This window comes from Microlunatus antarcticus, assembly GCF_014193425.1.
Lineage (GTDB): Bacteria > Actinomycetota > Actinomycetes > Propionibacteriales > Propionibacteriaceae > Microlunatus > Microlunatus antarcticus.
In genome coordinates this window covers 2,604,774-2,619,377 of sequence record NZ_JACHZG010000001.1, presented here as the reverse complement: position 1 = coordinate 2,619,377, position 14,604 = coordinate 2,604,774, and the positions used below count along the sequence as shown (strand labels likewise).

14 protein-coding genes and 1 tRNA gene are annotated in these 14,604 nt (G+C 73.3%); 8 read left to right on the top strand and 7 right to left on the bottom strand.

Annotated elements, in window-relative coordinates; all coding sequences use genetic code 11:
• Positions 1–610: 610 nt before the first annotated feature.
• A tRNA-Met gene (locus FHX39_RS12240) sits at positions 611–684 on the bottom strand.
• A 209-nt stretch (positions 685–893) separates the two neighbouring features.
• On the opposite strand from FHX39_RS12240, the gene FHX39_RS12235 reads away from it, so the two are divergent.
• The 3 genes from FHX39_RS12235 to serA are packed head-to-tail and all read left to right on the top strand — an operon-like array spanning position 894 to position 4,412.
• Positions 894–2,141, top strand: coding sequence for a SpoIID/LytB domain-containing protein (locus FHX39_RS12235; RefSeq protein WP_183338801.1), 1,248 nt, complete (start codon positions 894–896; stop codon positions 2,139–2,141).
• Positions 2,142–2,175: 34 nt separating this feature from the next.
• Positions 2,176–3,186, top strand: coding sequence for a P1 family peptidase (locus FHX39_RS12230; RefSeq protein ID WP_183338799.1), 1,011 nt, complete (start codon positions 2,176–2,178; stop codon positions 3,184–3,186).
• 23 nt (positions 3,187–3,209) lie between these two features.
• The gene (gene serA, locus FHX39_RS12225) at positions 3,210–4,412 is read left to right on the top strand and encodes a phosphoglycerate dehydrogenase (protein WP_183338797.1); all 1,203 of its coding nucleotides are present in this window, start codon (positions 3,210–3,212) and stop codon (positions 4,410–4,412) included.
• Positions 4,413–4,434: 22 nt separating this feature from the next.
• Here serA and FHX39_RS12220 read toward each other — a convergent pair whose 3' ends face one another.
• Positions 4,435–5,052: a TetR/AcrR family transcriptional regulator gene (locus FHX39_RS12220; protein ID WP_183338795.1), complete on the bottom strand. Its 618-nt coding sequence runs from the start codon at positions 5,050–5,052 to the stop codon at positions 4,435–4,437.
• A 65-nt stretch (positions 5,053–5,117) separates the two neighbouring features.
• Between FHX39_RS12220 and FHX39_RS12215 the strand changes: the two genes are divergently transcribed.
• On the top strand, positions 5,118–6,524 hold the full coding sequence (locus FHX39_RS12215) for a DHA2 family efflux MFS transporter permease subunit (protein ID WP_183338793.1): 1,407 nt from the start codon (positions 5,118–5,120) through the stop codon (positions 6,522–6,524).
• Here the strand turns inward: FHX39_RS12215 and FHX39_RS12210 are convergent.
• Positions 6,424–6,921 carry an NUDIX hydrolase gene (locus tag FHX39_RS12210; RefSeq protein WP_332836801.1) on the bottom strand — a complete coding sequence of 166 codons (498 nt, stop codon included), beginning with the start codon at positions 6,919–6,921 and terminating at the stop codon, positions 6,424–6,426. The genes FHX39_RS12215 and FHX39_RS12210 overlap by 101 nt on opposite strands.
• 32 nt (positions 6,922–6,953) lie before the next feature.
• Positions 6,954–7,778, bottom strand: a complete 825-nt coding sequence (locus FHX39_RS12205; RefSeq protein ID WP_183338789.1) for an SRPBCC domain-containing protein — start codon at positions 7,776–7,778, stop codon at positions 6,954–6,956.
• An 89-nt stretch (positions 7,779–7,867) separates the two neighbouring features.
• On the opposite strand from FHX39_RS12205, the gene FHX39_RS12200 reads away from it, so the two are divergent.
• The 4 genes from FHX39_RS12200 (at position 7,868) to FHX39_RS12185 (ending at position 11,977) form a co-directional block, all read left to right on the top strand.
• On the top strand, positions 7,868–9,154 hold the full coding sequence (locus FHX39_RS12200) for a sigma-54-dependent transcriptional regulator family protein (protein WP_183338787.1): 1,287 nt from the start codon (positions 7,868–7,870) through the stop codon (positions 9,152–9,154).
• Between the two features lie 105 nt (positions 9,155–9,259).
• Positions 9,260–10,783, top strand: a complete 1,524-nt coding sequence (adh, locus tag FHX39_RS12195) for an aldehyde dehydrogenase (RefSeq protein ID WP_183338785.1) — start codon at positions 9,260–9,262, stop codon at positions 10,781–10,783.
• On the top strand, positions 10,783–11,208 hold the full coding sequence (locus FHX39_RS12190) for a DUF779 domain-containing protein (RefSeq protein WP_183338783.1): 426 nt from the start codon (positions 10,783–10,785) through the stop codon (positions 11,206–11,208). The genes adh and FHX39_RS12190 overlap by 1 nt, the downstream gene beginning before the upstream one ends.
• A gap of 196 nt (positions 11,209–11,404) precedes the next feature.
• Positions 11,405–11,977 (top strand): sigma-70 family RNA polymerase sigma factor, encoded by a 573-nt coding sequence (locus FHX39_RS12185; protein ID WP_183338781.1) that lies wholly within the window; start codon positions 11,405–11,407, stop codon positions 11,975–11,977.
• A gap of 16 nt (positions 11,978–11,993) precedes the next feature.
• Here FHX39_RS12185 and FHX39_RS12180 read toward each other — a convergent pair whose 3' ends face one another.
• The 3 genes from FHX39_RS12180 to FHX39_RS12170 are packed head-to-tail and all read right to left on the bottom strand — an operon-like array spanning position 11,994 to position 14,596.
• The gene (locus FHX39_RS12180; RefSeq protein ID WP_183338779.1) at positions 11,994–13,157 is read right to left on the bottom strand and encodes an XdhC family protein; all 1,164 of its coding nucleotides are present in this window, start codon (positions 13,155–13,157) and stop codon (positions 11,994–11,996) included.
• A 40-nt stretch (positions 13,158–13,197) separates the two neighbouring features.
• Entirely contained in the window at positions 13,198–13,746 is a 549-nt protein-coding gene (locus tag FHX39_RS12175) for a nucleotidyltransferase family protein (RefSeq protein ID WP_232530621.1), read from the bottom strand.
• Positions 13,747–13,771: 25 nt separating this feature from the next.
• Positions 13,772–14,596: an inositol monophosphatase family protein gene (locus tag FHX39_RS12170; protein ID WP_183338777.1), complete on the bottom strand. Its 825-nt coding sequence runs from the start codon at positions 14,594–14,596 to the stop codon at positions 13,772–13,774.
• Between the last annotated feature and the right edge of the window lie 8 nt (positions 14,597–14,604).

Sequence of the window (14,604 nt, the reverse complement as noted above, 5' to 3'; positions counted from 1 at the left end):
CGTTTCCGCCGTGGCGGGTGGCGATCTCACTGACCAGGGCCAGCCCGAGACCGAAGTGTCGCCAGCCGCCGGTCGCCGCTCGCTGGAGGAGCGGTCGAACGTGCCCGGCAGCGTCTCCGAGGGGGTGCCGGGGCTGTCGTCGAGGACCTCGATCACGGTTGAGCGGCCGGTACGGCGCAGGTGCATCTCGACCGCGCTGGTGGCGTGCTCCAGCGCGTCGTCGACCGGGCGGGGACCGCTCGTGCCAGGGCGGTTTCGGCGCCTTGGACGGTCGTGGGACCGGACACGTGACCTCCGTGCGCAGCGTCGCCCCGGCGTCTTGAGCTGCCGCCTGGGCCGACGCGACGACCGAGCGAGCCACGTCCGCGAGGTCGACCGGCACCTGAGGGACGGGTGTGCGGTGTCGGCCTGGGTCAGCAGGTCCTCCAGGATCGCGACCAGGGCTGCCGTGTCGACGACGATGGCACCCTGTTCCTCACCCGTTGACCAAGGTCGTGGCCGGACCGTGGCCTGTCACGCTGGGGCAGCACGTTTTCACGGATGTCTCCCCGGAACCAGTCAGGGCCAGGTCTCCATGCGGAGAACCTGGCCCTGACTTACATACTTTTTGTAGCGGGGACAGGATTTGAACCTGTGACCTCTGGGTTATGAGCCCAGCGAGCTACCGAACTGCTCCACCCCGCGCCGGTGAACAACAAGTTACGCGACTGCAGCGCAGGGTTCAAATCGAGAGCGCCTGGTGTGCCACAGCGCACACTCCTTCGACTCTCAAGCGACGGTCGACCCAGAAACCACACGAACCTCAACTTTTTCTTCTACAACTCTGGCGTGTCGCTCTTGACATCATGAAACCTTGGGCTCGCCCGTGTCCCAACCCCCCCAGGACGGCCCCGATGACGCGACCCCAGCACCTCCACCGCACCCGGTTCCTGCGAGCGGCGGCCTCGCTCCTGGCGGCCGGCTCGCTGCTGCTGACGGGGGCGCTGACCGCCCCGAGCGCCGAGGCCGACTCCGCGGTCAAGCCGTCGGACGGCAAGTTCGTGATCAAGGGCGCGGGCTTCGGCCACGGGCACGGGATGTCGCAGTACGGCGCGTACGGCGCGGCGAAGAAGGGTCTGAGCTGGAAGCAGATCCTCGCCTTCTACTACCCGGGCACCACGCTGAAGACCCTGAGCTCGTCGACGACGATCAAGGTCTGGATCAGCGCGGACGACGACAACAACCTGCGCGTGCTGCCGGCCGAGGGCCTCAAGGTCTACGACTCGAACGACCACAGCATCACGGTCCCGACCGGCAGCGACTACAAGTCCTGGCGGATCAAGCGGTCGGGGTCGGGCTACAAGCTGGAGTGGCGCGACGGCGACGGCGACTACCACGCGCTGAAGACGCCGCTCGACTCCAGCACCTGGATGGTGTCGACCAAGGCGAAGGTGGTGAAGCTCCGCCTCCCCAACGGGGCCACCCGGGAGTACCGCGGGACGCTCCGGCTGATCAAGCGCGGCACCGGCGGCCGGACGGTCAACAAGGTCAAGCTCGAGGACTACGTCCGATCGGTCGTGCCGTCGGAGATGCCGACCTCGTGGGCGCCGGACGCGGTCCGCGCCCAGGCCGTCGCCGCGCGCTCGTACGCGATCCGGATCCGTGACTTCACCAGCTACAGCGGTTACGACATCTGTGACACCACCGCCTGCCAGGTCTACGGCGGGAAGGCGACGACCACGTCGGGCGGCAGCCGGATCGTGCGGGAGACCACGGCCGGCACGGCGGCGGCGAAGGCCACGGCCGGGACGATCGTCACCTACGGCGGGCAGGTCGCGCTGACCCAGTTCGCGTCGTCCAACGGCGGCGCGATGTCAACCGGTGGCTACCCGTACCTCAAGGAGAAGGACGACCCGTACGACGGCGTCGTCAAGTCCCAGGCCTGGAGCAAGACCGTCACGGCCAAGGCGGTCGCGAAGGCCTACCCGTCGGTCGGCACGGTCAAGCAGCTGACGATCAGCAAGCGCGACGGCTCCGGACGCTACGGGGGCCGCGTCGTGAGCATCAAGATCGTCGGCAGCAAGAAGACGCAGACGGTGACCGGCTCGGCCTTCCAGAGCAAGTTCAGGATGCGGTCGTCGCTCTACAAGATCACGTCCTGACGATCATGGTGGGTGGCGTGATCAGGAAGCACGCATGATCGACGGCTTCGAGGTCGGCCACCGCAGCGCGGACGGGGACGGCTGGCTCACCGGCACGACGGTCGTCCTGGCCCGCGAGGGTGCGGTGGGCGGGGTCGACGTCCGGGGCGGCGGACCCGGCACCCGGGAGACCGACCTGCTCGACCCCTCCACACTCGTGGAACGGGTGCACGCGGTCGTACTCACCGGCGGCAGCGCGTACGGGCTGGCGGCGGCCGACGGCGTGATGGCCGGGCTGGAGGAGCGGGGCGTCGGGCTGCCGGTCGGCCCGGGACCAGGCGAGGTCGTGCCCATAGTCCCCGGGGCGGTGATCTTCGACCTCGGCCGGGGCGGGACGTTCCGGCACCGTCCGGACGCGACGTTCGGCCGCGACGCGCTCGCCGCGGCGACGGCCGCTGACACGGCGCGCGGGAGCGTCGGCGCGGGGACCGGTGCCGTCTGCGGCGGGCTCAAGGGCGGGGTCGGCTGGGCCGAGACGACGCTGCCGTCCGGCGTCCGGGTCGCCGCCCTGGTCGTCGTCAACGCGGCGGGCTCGGCCGTGGACTCGGCCACGGGGCGGCTGTGGGCCGATCGTTCCGGAACGCTGGCCACGCCGAATGCCGACGAGCGCGCGACGCTCGAGCGGGCCCGTCGGGACCCGGCTCCCTCCCTCAACACGACCATCGGCGTCGTCCTGACCGACGCGACGCTGACCAAGGCGCAGGCGCGCAAGCCGGCGGCCGTGGCGCACGACGGGCTGGCGCGGGCCATCGCGCCGGTGCACTCCATGTCCGACGGCGACACGATCTTCTGCCTGGCCTCGGGTCGGCGACCCCTGAGCGACGACCCCGAGCCGGGCTGGGCCGGCCTGGTCCCCGCCTTCAACCTGCTGCTGGAGGCCGCCGCCGACGTGTTCACCGCCGCCTGCCTCGACGCGGTCCTCCAGGCCGAGGGGCGTGGGCCCTGGCGCAGCTACGCCGAGCTGGCGCCGTCGGCGGTCGGGGGCGAGATCCCGGCGACGCGGTGACCCGGGCTTCCTAGACTGCGAGCGTGAAAGCGCTGCTGCTCGAGAACATCCACCCCGAGGGCATCCGGCTGCTCACCGAGCGCGGGATCGAGGTGGAGACGGTCAAGGGCGCCCTGGACGAGGACGAGCTCGCGTCCCGCATGTCCGGCGTCCAGCTGCTCGGCATCCGTTCGAAGACCCAGGTCACGGACCGCGTGCTCGAGGCCGCGCCCGACCTGCTCGCGGTCGGCGCGTTCTGCATCGGCACCAACCAGATCGACCTCGCCGTCGCCGCCGAGCGCGGGGTCGCCGTCTTCAACGCCCCGTTCTCCAACACCCGCAGCGTCGTCGAGCTGGTCCTCGCCGAGATCATCTCGCTGGCCCGCCACCTCACGGACAAGAACGCGGCCATGCACGCCGGCGTCTGGGACAAGTCGGCCAAGGGCGCGCACGAGGTGCGCGGCCGCACGCTCGGCATCGTCGGCTACGGCAACATCGGCAGCCAGCTCTCCGTCGTCGCCGAGGCGCTGGGCATGAAGGTCTACTTCTACGACGTCGCCGACAAGCTCGCGCTCGGCAACGCCCAGCGCTGCGACAGCATGGACGAGCTGCTCGCGGTGGCCGAGACGGTGAGCCTGCACGTCGACGGCCGGGCGGGCAACGCCGGCCTGTTCGGCGCGGAGCAGTTCGCCAAGATGCGCCCGCGGAGCCTGTTCCTCAACCTGTGCCGCGGCATCGTCGTCGACCACGAGGCCCTGCGCGAGGCCCTGCTGTCGGGCCACGTCGCCGGCGCGGCCCTCGACGTGTTCGAGACCGAGCCCAAGACGACCGGCGACCCGTTCGTCTCGACGCTGCAGAACATCCCGAACGTCATCCTCACCCCGCACGTCGGCGGGTCGACCGAGGAGGCGCAGTCCGACATCGGCCGCTTCGTCGCGCTCAAGCTGGGCGACTATGCCACCGGCGGGGCGACGACCATGTCGGTGAACCTGCCCCAGGTGATCGCCGCGGTCGAGCCCGGCCGCAGCCGCATCCTGCACGTCCACCGGAACGTCCCCGGCGTGCTCGCCCGCGTCAACACCGTGCTGGGCGACGCGGGGGTCAACATCGAGGGCCAGACCCTCTCGACCCGCGGCGAGCTCGGCTACGTCATCACCGACACGGTGGGACCCGTCCGCGCCGACCTGGCCGAGCGGCTGCGCGAGCTGCCCGAGACCGTACGGCTGCGCGTCCTGTCCTGCGACTGACGCGGACGACGAGCGCGGGGGACTAGTCCTCGCGCCTGATCAGCGGCAGCCAGAGGTCGTCGACGATCTCGAGGATGCGTCGGTCGGGCACCCGCGCCAGCGTCATCACGAGGTCGTGCCGGAACAGGTCGAACGGCAACGTGACCAGCCCGGGCGGCCGGACGCGGTCCGGGATCTCCCTGCGCCCCACCGCACGCTCGAGCAGGACCGTGCCGCCCGCCGCCCGTCCGCCGAGCAGGCGTTCCCGGAGGTCCGCCGGCGAGAGCCCGGTGTCCGACGCGATGTTGGCCAGGTAGAGCCCGATGGCGGTGATGAAATCGCCGCGTACCTCGTTGAAGTTCCGCAAGGTGGCGACGACGTCCTCCCGCAGGGAGCCCGTGTCGGGCAGCGGCCGCCGCTCGAACAGCCCGGCGTGCCGCATGGCCGCCACCACGAGGTCGGCCTTGGCCGGCCAGCGGCGGTAGAGCACCGGCTTGCTGGTCCCGGCGCGGGCGGCCACGGCGTCGTACGTCAGCCCCGCGTAGCCGTGGGCCTGCAGCTCCTCCCACGCGGCGTCGAGCAGCGCGCTCTCGAGCTCCTGGCCCCGGCGTCGACGGGGCGGACCGCCGTCAGCGGGCTCGGACTCCTCGAGAAGATCCACTTGCGTATCTTAGCGGACCGGCCTACCGTCGAGAACAAGAAACCTTCTCGTATCTAAGGCTGCTCATGGACCGCTCGCTCCGGAACCTCTCGCTCGCGCTCGTCGTCGGCGCGATGGCCCCGCTCTTCGACTCGACCATCGTGAGCGTGGCGCTGCACAGCCTCGCTGGTGACCTCCACGCCTCCGTCGCCACGATCCAGTGGGTCACCACGGCCTACCTGCTCGCCCTGGGTGTCACCGTGCCGGTGGTCGGCTGGCTCCAGCGTCGGGTCGGCGGCAAGCGGCTGTGGATGGCGGCCCTGGTCGTCTTCCTGGTCGGGTCGGTGCTCTGCAGCCTGGCCTGGAGCGCACCGAGCCTCATCGCGTTCCGGGTGGTGCAGGGGATCGGCGCGGGCGCCATGCTGCCGCTGCTCACAACCCTGCTCATGCAGGCCGCGGGCGGCAAGGACCTGGGCCGGCTGATGGCGGTCGTGTCCCTCCCGACGGCGCTCGGCCCCATCCTGGGGCCGGTCGTCGGCGGGCTGATCCTCGGCGCCGCCAGCTGGCACTGGCTGTTCTGGGTGAACGTCCCGTTCGCCGTCGTGGGGCTCGTGCTCGCGTGGTTCCTGATCCCGGCCGACGGGCCGACCGAGCCTGCCCGGCTGGACGTTGTCGGGCTCCTGCTGCTCTCGCCCGCGGTCGTCGGGCTGCTCTACGGGTTGAGCAGCGTGCACCGGGACGGCGGATTCGCCCGGACGGAGGTCTGGGGCCCGCTGGCCGGCGGGGTCCTGCTGCTGGTCGCGTTCGCCGTCTGGGCGCTGCGCCGCCGCGGTGCGGCGCTGGTCGACGTGCACCTCCTGCGGCACCGCCCGCTCGCCGCGTCGGCGTCGCTGCTGTTCCTCACGGGCGCCTCCCTCTACGGCGCGATGCTGCTGCTGCCGCTCTCGTTCCAGGAGCTCCGCGGGGCGGACGCGCTCGGCGCTGGGTTGCTGCTGGTGCCGCAGGGGATCGGTGCGCTGCTGAGCCGCACGCTGGCCGGTCGGCTCAACGACCGGCTCGGCCCGCGCGTGGTCGCGCTGGTCGGCTTCGCCGTCCTCGGGCTCGCCACGGTGCCGTTCGCGTTCGCGGGTCCGGACACCCCGACGTGGTGGCTGCTCGGGGTGCTGCTGGTGCGCGGGGTGGGGCTCGGCGCGGTGACCATCCCGCTGATGGCGGTGGGGTTCGTCGGGCTCGGGCGCGCGGAGATCCCGCACGCGAGCATCATCACGCGCATCGCGATGCAGGTCGGCGGGGCCGTCGGGGTCGCCGTGCTCGCGGTGGTCCTCCAGGGCGCGGTGGCCGCCGTCGGGCCGGTCGCGGGCTTTCAGCAGGCCTTCGGGTGGGCGACCGGCTTCACGGCGCTGTCGGTGCTGCTGGCCCTGGTGCTGCCGGGTCGTCCGCGGCCGGTGGCCGAGGAGCCGGCGGGGGAGCGGCTGGAGCCCGTCGGCGCCTGAGCTCGGCGCGCGCGAGCATCGGCGGCAGCCACGGCGGGCAGCGCGGGTCGGCCGCCGCCTCCCCGGGCGTCCACCAGCCCAGCGCGGTGAGCTCGGCGGGGTCGGCGACCACCGGTTCCTGGTCCTCCGGCGCCGCCACCAGGAACGACACCGTCACCTGGCCCACCCCGGCGTCGGTGGTGAAGACCTCCGACTCCAGGTAGGTCAGGGCGGCGTCGGCGAGGTCGAGCCCGACCTCCTCGGCCGCCTCCCGGCGCGCGGTCGCCTCGAGCACGCCGGGGCCGCTGTCGCCCTGGTGCTCGAGGTGGCCGCCGACCAGACCGAGCTGACCGGGGGCGTCGTCCACGTCCGCCCCTCGCACGGTCAGGAGCCAGCGGTCGTCGCGCTGCACCAGCACCGTGGCCGTGACCGTCCAGGTCGGCCGCTCGCTCAGCGCCGGGCCCGACGCAGGGCGGAGGCGCCGAGGAAGAGCGCCAGGGCGCCGAGGCCGGCGTACGGCAGGACGCGGCTGGTGGCGAGCTGGCTGAGGGTGCGGGCCACGCTGACGTGCGGCTCGGCGGTGTTGCTGTAGGGCTGGTAGACGTAAGGCCGCGGTGTGCTCGCGCTCGGCGTGCTCGTCCTCGGGGGCCGGGGCGACGGGCCGGGGGAGGGCGACGGCTGCGGCCGGGGGTGCCCGCCGGGCTCGGGCTCGTCGATCGACCCGAGGTCGTCGCCGAGCTCGACCGGGTGGTCGACCACGGCGGCCGCGGTCTGCTCGTCGTCGTGCGCCGACACGGTGCCGGCGGCCGGGGCCCAGGGCAGCCCCTCGGCGACGCGGGCGGCGACGCGGGTGCCGGTCAGGTCGAGCACGCGGTCGACCGCGTCGGCGACCACCCCGTCGCCGAGCCGGCCGGGTCGTCCGCTCCAGGTCATCGACGTCGCGACAGTCACGTCGGTCTCCGCGCGACCGTCGCCGACGCCCGCCAGCGTGATCGTGTGCGTGGCCTCGACGCCGGCGTCGCCCCGGCGGTCGGTCCCGGTCGTCGTCACCACGACGCGGTGGGCGCCCTCGGAGCGCGAGGTGTAGCGGCCGCTGCCCGTCAGCGCGAGCAGGGACGAGCCGAGCTTGATCTTCATCGACCCGGTGAACCCGTCGTCCGCGGCCGTGTCGAGCGTCGTGCCCGGCAGCACGGCCGCGACCCGGGCGGGGTCGTTCACGGTCGCCCAGGCCTCGTCCAGCGGGGCCGGCACGCGTACGCGGTGGGTCAGGTCCATGGCGACATCATCGCGGCTGGCGACCTCGTGCGCGAGGGCACCCGGTCGCCGGTCCAGCACTATCCTTCGACCATGACGAGCGGGTGGTCGTGAGGGGCGTCGACGCCCCGGCCGTACCTCCGGGTTCCGACGCGGCCTCGCTCTCCCGCGCCCTCGCCGGCTTCCACGACGACTTCCTGGCGACCGGTCGCATCGCGCCCACCGTGCGGCCCGTGGTCGCCGACTCCTGGCGCCGCAGCCTCGTTGGCGGGCTCGACCCGGAGACCGGCGGCGTGCCCGCCCCGCTCGGTCGGGACGCGCTCGAGGAGCTCCGCCGCCGCTCGCCGCTGGCCCGGACGATGCCCGTCGTGCGCCGCCTGCTGGTCGAGGCGGCGACCGACGCCGGGCTCGTCGTCGCCGTCACCGACGCCGAGGGCCACATCCTCTGGCTCGAGGGCGACGCCGGGCTGCGGGGCCGGGCCGAGTCGATGCACTTCGTCGCGGGAGCGGACTGGAGCGAGGCGAGGGCAGGGACGAACGCCCCCGGCACCGCGCTGCGGACCGGTCGAGGCGTGCAGATCCTCGGCCCCGAGCACCTGGTCCGGTCGGTCACGCCGTGGAGCTGCACGGCCGTGCCCATCCGGGATCCCGACACCCGCGTCGTCCTCGGCGCCCTCGACATCACGGGCGGTCCAGAGGTCGCCGGGCCGCAGACGCTCGCCCTGGTCCGCGCCACCGTCGCCGCCGCCGAGGCCGAGCTCCGCATCGACCGGCTGCGCGGCCGCCGGTCCGACGGCGGGGCTCGGCGGCCCACGGCGCCGGCCCGGTTCTCCGTGCTCGGCCGTCCGCAGGGCCTGCTCGAGCGGGCCGGACGTAGCACCGTGCTCAGCCTGCGGCACAGCGAGATGCTCCTCCTGCTGTCGGAGCACCGCGGCGGTCTCAGCGGCGGCGAGCTCGAGGCCGCGCTCTCGACGCACGGACTGTCCGCCGTCACCGTCCGGGCCGAGGTCTCCCGGCTCCGCTCGACGCTCGGCGAGGACATGCTCGGCTCGCGCCCGTACGCCCTGCGCGCGCCGCTGCTGTCCGACGTGCGCCGGGTCCGCCGGGCGCTCGAGGCGGGGCGCCTGGCCGAGGCGGTGGGGGCGTACGCGGGTCCGGTGCTGCCGACCTCGGACGCGCCCGGCGTGGTCGAGCTCCGCGAGGACCTCCGCCTGCGGCTGCGCGAGCGGCTGATCGGCTCCGGCGACGCGGACGCGCTGCTCGCGTACGCGCAGGGTGCCGAGGGACGCGACGACCACGAGGTGTGGACGGCCGCGGCCGGGGCGCTGCCCCTGGGTTCGGCGCGGCGGACGTTCGTCGAGCAGCACCTGGTCGAGCTCGACCGCCAGCTGGGGTGAGGGGCCCGCAACGTTGCGGCAACGTCGCTCGTTCTACGGTGCAGACGAGGGCGTAGTCCGCCGCGCGTACGGCACGGCCGCCCGACGACGAAGGAGTCGCATCGCATGACTGTGTACGCCAACCCGGGGACCGACGGCAGCGTCGTCACCTACAAGTCCCGCTACGAGAACTGGATCGGCGGCGAGTGGGTCGCCCCCGTCAAGGGCCGCTACTTCGAGAACCCGTCGCCCGTGAACGGCAAGACGTTCTGCGAGGTCGCCCGCTCCAGCGCCGAGGACATCGAGCTCGCCCTCGACGCCGCGCACGCCGCCGCCCCGGCCTGGGGCAAGACGTCGGTCGCCGAGCGCGCCGTCATCCTCAACAAGATCGCCGACCGCATCGAGCAGAACCTCGAGATGCTCGCCGTGGGGGAGACGTGGGAGAACGGCAAGCCGGTGCGCGAGACCCTCGCCGCCGACATGCCCCTCGTGGTCGACCACTTCCGCTACTTCGCGGGCGCCATCCGGGCCCAGGAGGGCCACAGCAGCCAGATCGACGACGACACGGTGGCCTACCACTTCCAGGAGCCGCTGGGCGTGGTCGGGCAGATCATCCCCTGGAACTTCCCGATCCTGATGGCCACCTGGAAGCTCGCCCCCGCTCTCGCCGCGGGCAACGCGATCGTCCTGAAGCCGGCCGAGCAGACGCCGGCGTCGATCCTGCTCCTCATGGAGCTGATCGCCGACCTGCTCCCGCCCGGCGTGCTCAACGTCGTCAACGGCTTCGGCGTGGAGGCGGGCAAGCCGCTCGCCAGCTCGTCGCGGATCCGCAAGATCGCCTTCACCGGCGAGACCACGACCGGCCGGCTGATCATGCAGTACGCCAGCCAGAACCTCATCCCGGTCACCCTCGAGCTCGGCGGCAAGAGCCCGAACATCTTCTTCGAGGACGTCGCCCGCAGCGAGGACGCGTTCTACGACAAGGCGCTCGAGGGCTTCAGCATGTTCGCGCTCAACCAGGGCGAGGTCTGCACCTGCCCGAGCCGGGCGCTGATCCAGAACTCGATCATCGACGGCTTCCTGCCGGCCGCGACCGACCGGGTCAAGGCGATGGTGCAGGGCAACCCGCTCGACACCGACACGATGGTCGGCGCGCAGGCCAGCAACGACCAGCTCGAGAAGATCCTGTCCTACCTCGAGATCGGGGTCGCCGAGGGCGCCCGGGTCGTCGTCGGCGGCGAGCGGGTCGACCTCGGCGGGGACCTGTCGGGCGGCTACTACGTCGCGCCGACGATCTTCCAGGGCAACAACAAGATGCGCGTGTTCCAGGAGGAGATCTTCGGCCCGGTCGTCTCGGTGACCGGCTTCGAGGACTACGACGAGGCCATCTCGATCGCCAACGACACCCTGTACGGGCTGGGTGCCGGCGTGTGGTCGCGCGACATCAACACCGCCTACCGGGCCGGTCGTGACATCCAGGCCGGTCGCGTCTGGACGAACTGCTACCACCAGTACCCGGCGCACGCGGCGTTCGGTGGCTACAAGTCGTCCGGCATCGGGCGCGAGAACCACCTGATGATGCTGGACCACTACCAGCAGACGAAGAACCTGCTGGTGTCGTACAACCCGAACAAGCTGGGCTTCTTCTGATGGGTGACCCGGAGCAGCAGCCGTCCCGGGTGGCGGTGTCCGACAAGGCGGCGGAGATGATCCGGACGCTGCGCGAGGAGCACGGCCCGCTGATGTTCCACCAGTCGGGTGGCTGCTGCGACGGGTCGTCGCCGATGTGCTTCGCGCAGGGCGACTTCATCACCGGCGACGCCGACGTGCTGCTCGGGCAGCTCGACGCCGGGACGCCGGAGCCGGTCGACGTGTGGATGAGCCGCGAGCAGTTCGCGTACTGGAAGCACACGCACCTCACCATCGACCTGGTCCCGGGTCGCGGGGCGGGCTTCTCGCTCGAGAGCCCGAACGGCGTGCGCTTCCTGATCCGCTCGCGCCTGCTGACCGACGACGAGGACGCCGCCCTCGGTGGCACGGCGGCCGCCGAGGTGGGCGCACAGCTGCGCGCCTGACCCCGACGGAGCGGCCGATCACCCCCAGGGGTGGTCGGCCGCCCCCGTGGGCGACCTGCGGGTGAACTCGTCCTTTCGATCGGGCACCAATTTGACCGAAGGACTACTTCCCGGCAGCGCGACGGCGTCGGATGCGGCACAGTGTGAGGGTCGGCTCGGGGGCCGGAACGACACGACGACGTGCGATCGGCGCCCCGTGACCCTTGACGTCCTCCCCTCCCAGCAGTCGGTGCACGCCGTCCTCCTGGAGGGGGTGCAGCGCGGCGAGGAGGCCGCGTTCCGCGACCTCTACGACCTGACCCGCGCGCGCGTCCACCAGGTCGTGCTGGCCACGACCAGATCCCCCGAGCACGCCGCCGAGGTCGTGCAGGAGGTCTACCTCTACGTCTGGCTGCACGCGACGACGTTCGACGCCGACCGGGGCTCCGTGCTCGGCTGGATCCTGATGCTCGCGCGACGTCGCGCCGTCGACCGGGTGCGGCACGTCGTCCGGACCAACCGCCGTGAGCAGCGTGACGCCGCGTCGACCGCGCTGACCGTGCCCGACGTGGCCGACCTCGGTCTCGCCCGCCACGAGGCCGCCCGCCTCCGCGGGGCGCTGCAGCACCTCTCCGAGCTCCAGCGCGACGCTGTCGTGCTGACGTTCCTCGGCGGCTACACCCACGAGCAGGCGGCCGTGCTCCTCGGCGTCCCGCTCGGCACGCTCAAGACCCGCGTCCGCGCCGGGGTGATGCGGCTGCGGCACCGCCTGGAGGCGCCCGCCGCCTGAGCGGTCACCAGCGAAGTCAGCCGGCGCTGGTCGCGCCGGCCTGCTCCGGCTCCCCGTGGATCGGGCCGTCGACCAGGTGGAGCGGCCGCGCCTCGCGACCGTGCCGGGCCGCGATGATCTCGGCCGCGACCGACACCGCGGTCTCCTCCGGCGTCCGGGCGCCGAGGTCCAGGCCGATGGGGGAGGAGAGCCGGGCGAGCTCGGGCTCGCCCACGCCGGCGGACCGTAGCGCGGCCCGGGTGTGCTCGCTCGTCCGGCGCGAGCCCATGGCCCCGACGTAGCCCAGCCGCGGGAGCCGCAGGGCGACCTCGAGGACCGGGACGTCGAACTTGGGGTCGTGGCTGAGGACGCAGACGACCGTCCGCTCGTCCAGCAGGTCCTGCTCGGCCTGCGCGCGCAGGTAGCGGTGCGGCCAGTCGACGACGACCTCGTCGGCCCCCGGGAAGCGGCTCGCGGTGGCGAAGACCGGGCGGGCGTCGCACACCGTCACGCAATACCCCAGGAACGTCCCCGTCGCGGCCACCGCGGCCGCGTGGTCGGTCGCGCCGAAGACGAGCATCCGGGCGCGGGGGGCGTACGCGGCGACGAACACCTCGAGGCCCTGCCCGCGACGCTGACCGTCCGGGCCGTACGTGAGCAGGCCCGTCCGCCCGGCCCCCAGCAGGCCGCGGGCGTCGTCGACCACGGCGTCGTCGCGCCGCGGGCTGCCGAGCGTTCCGCGGGACCCCCCGTCGGGACGGACGACCAGGCGGCGACCGACCAGGGCCGGGTCGGGGTGCCGGACGACGGTCGCGACGGCCACGGGGCGCCCGGCCGCCACGTCGTCGGCCAGCAGCTCCAGATCGAGGTCCTGGTCGTCGGGCGCCACCCGCTCCACGAAGACGTCGATCGTGCCGCCGCAGGTGAGGCCGACCTCGGCCGCCTCCGCGTCGCCGACCCCGTAGCGCCGGTGGGTCGCCCGGCCGTCGGCGAGAACCTGCTCGGCCACCGCGTAGACGTCGCCCTCGACGCACCCGCCCGACAGCGACCCGACCACGCTGCCGTCCGGCCCGACCAGCATCGACGCGCCGGGCTGGCGCGGGGCGGAGGACCAGGTGCCGACCACGGTGGCCAGCGCGCACGCCTGCCCGGCGCGCCACCAGCCGAGCAGCGCGGGCAGGACGTCGCGGGAGGCGGTCACCGCGCACCTCGGGCCATGGGGAGTTCCTACCAGTCCCGTGTCACGGCGTCGTTGCGGACGTGGGGCCGTCGTCGTCCCGGCCGGTCGCCAGGTCGCCGCACTCGACGGCCCGCACGCCGTGGCGGTCGAGGTACGCCCGGCCTCCCCGGTCGCCGCCCAGCGAGGCCAGGAGCGGTTCGACGTGGTCCGCGCCCACGAGCACCGGGTGCCCGGGGCGGCCCCCGTACGCCGCCCGCGCGAGCGCGTCGCGCCCGCGACCGCCCTGCTCCAGGAGGCGTCGCACCACCGCGGCGCCGACGTCGGGCAGGTCGACGAGGTGGACCACGACCGCATCGGCTGACGTCGCGCGCAGACCCGTCCGCAGGGAGGCGCTCATGCCGTCCGCCCAGTCCGGGCAGGGGACCACCGTCGTCCCCGGGTCGAGCAGGGCGGCGACCTCGTCCCCGGCGGCGCCGACGACGACCAGCACGCGGTCGCACCCGCCGTCGGTCAGGACGTCGGCGGCCCGGCGGACCCACGCCACCCCGGCACCGTCCCGGCGCAGCCCCTTCGGACCACCCGCGCGACGTCCGGCGCCCGCGGCGAGCAAGACCCCGTCGACCCGCGCCGTCAGCTCACTCGTCGTCGTCGGACGGCCGCAGCTGGGCCAGGACGGCCTCGTGCAGCAGCCCGTTCGTCGCGTACGCACCGGCGCCGAGCGGCCCGGGCTTGCCGTCGAGGTCGGTGAACGCCCCGCCGGCCTCGGTGACGACGATCGAGCAGGCCGCCATGTCGTAGACCTCCAGGTCGGGCTCGCACGCGATGTCGACGGCGCCCTCGGCGAGCAGGACGTAGGACCAGAAGTCCCCGTACGCCCGGGTGCGCCAGCAGCTGCGGAGCAGGTCGACGAACTCCTGGCCCTGCCCGGCGTCGACCCACTCGCCGATCTCGGCGTAGCTGAGCGAGGCGTCCTCGATCGCGGCGACCTGCGACACGTGGCACTCGACGGGCGACATCAGCGACTTGCCCGCGTACGCGCCGCCGCCGAGGCTGGCCCACCAGCGGCGCCCGAGGGCGGGCGCGCTGACCACGCCGACGGCCACCTCGTCGTTGATCATCAGCGAGATCAGCGTGGCCCAGACGGGGACGCCGCGCACGAAGTTCTTGGTGCCGTCGATCGGGTCGATGACCCAGCGCCGGGGGCCCCAGCCGGTGTCGGACATCTCCTCGCCGTGCACCGCGTCGCGCGGCCGGGCCCGCCCGAGCGTGCGCCGCACCGACTCCTCCACGGCGGTGTCGGCGTCCGTCACCGGCGTCAGGTCGGGCTTGGCGCTGACCTGGAGGTCGAGGGCCTTGAAGCGGCTCATGGTGATCGAGTCGGCGTCGTCGGCCAGCAGGTGCGCGAGCCGCAGGTCGTCGGTCAGGCCACGGAGGAGCGGGTCGTCGACGCGGGCAGGCATGAGGCGGA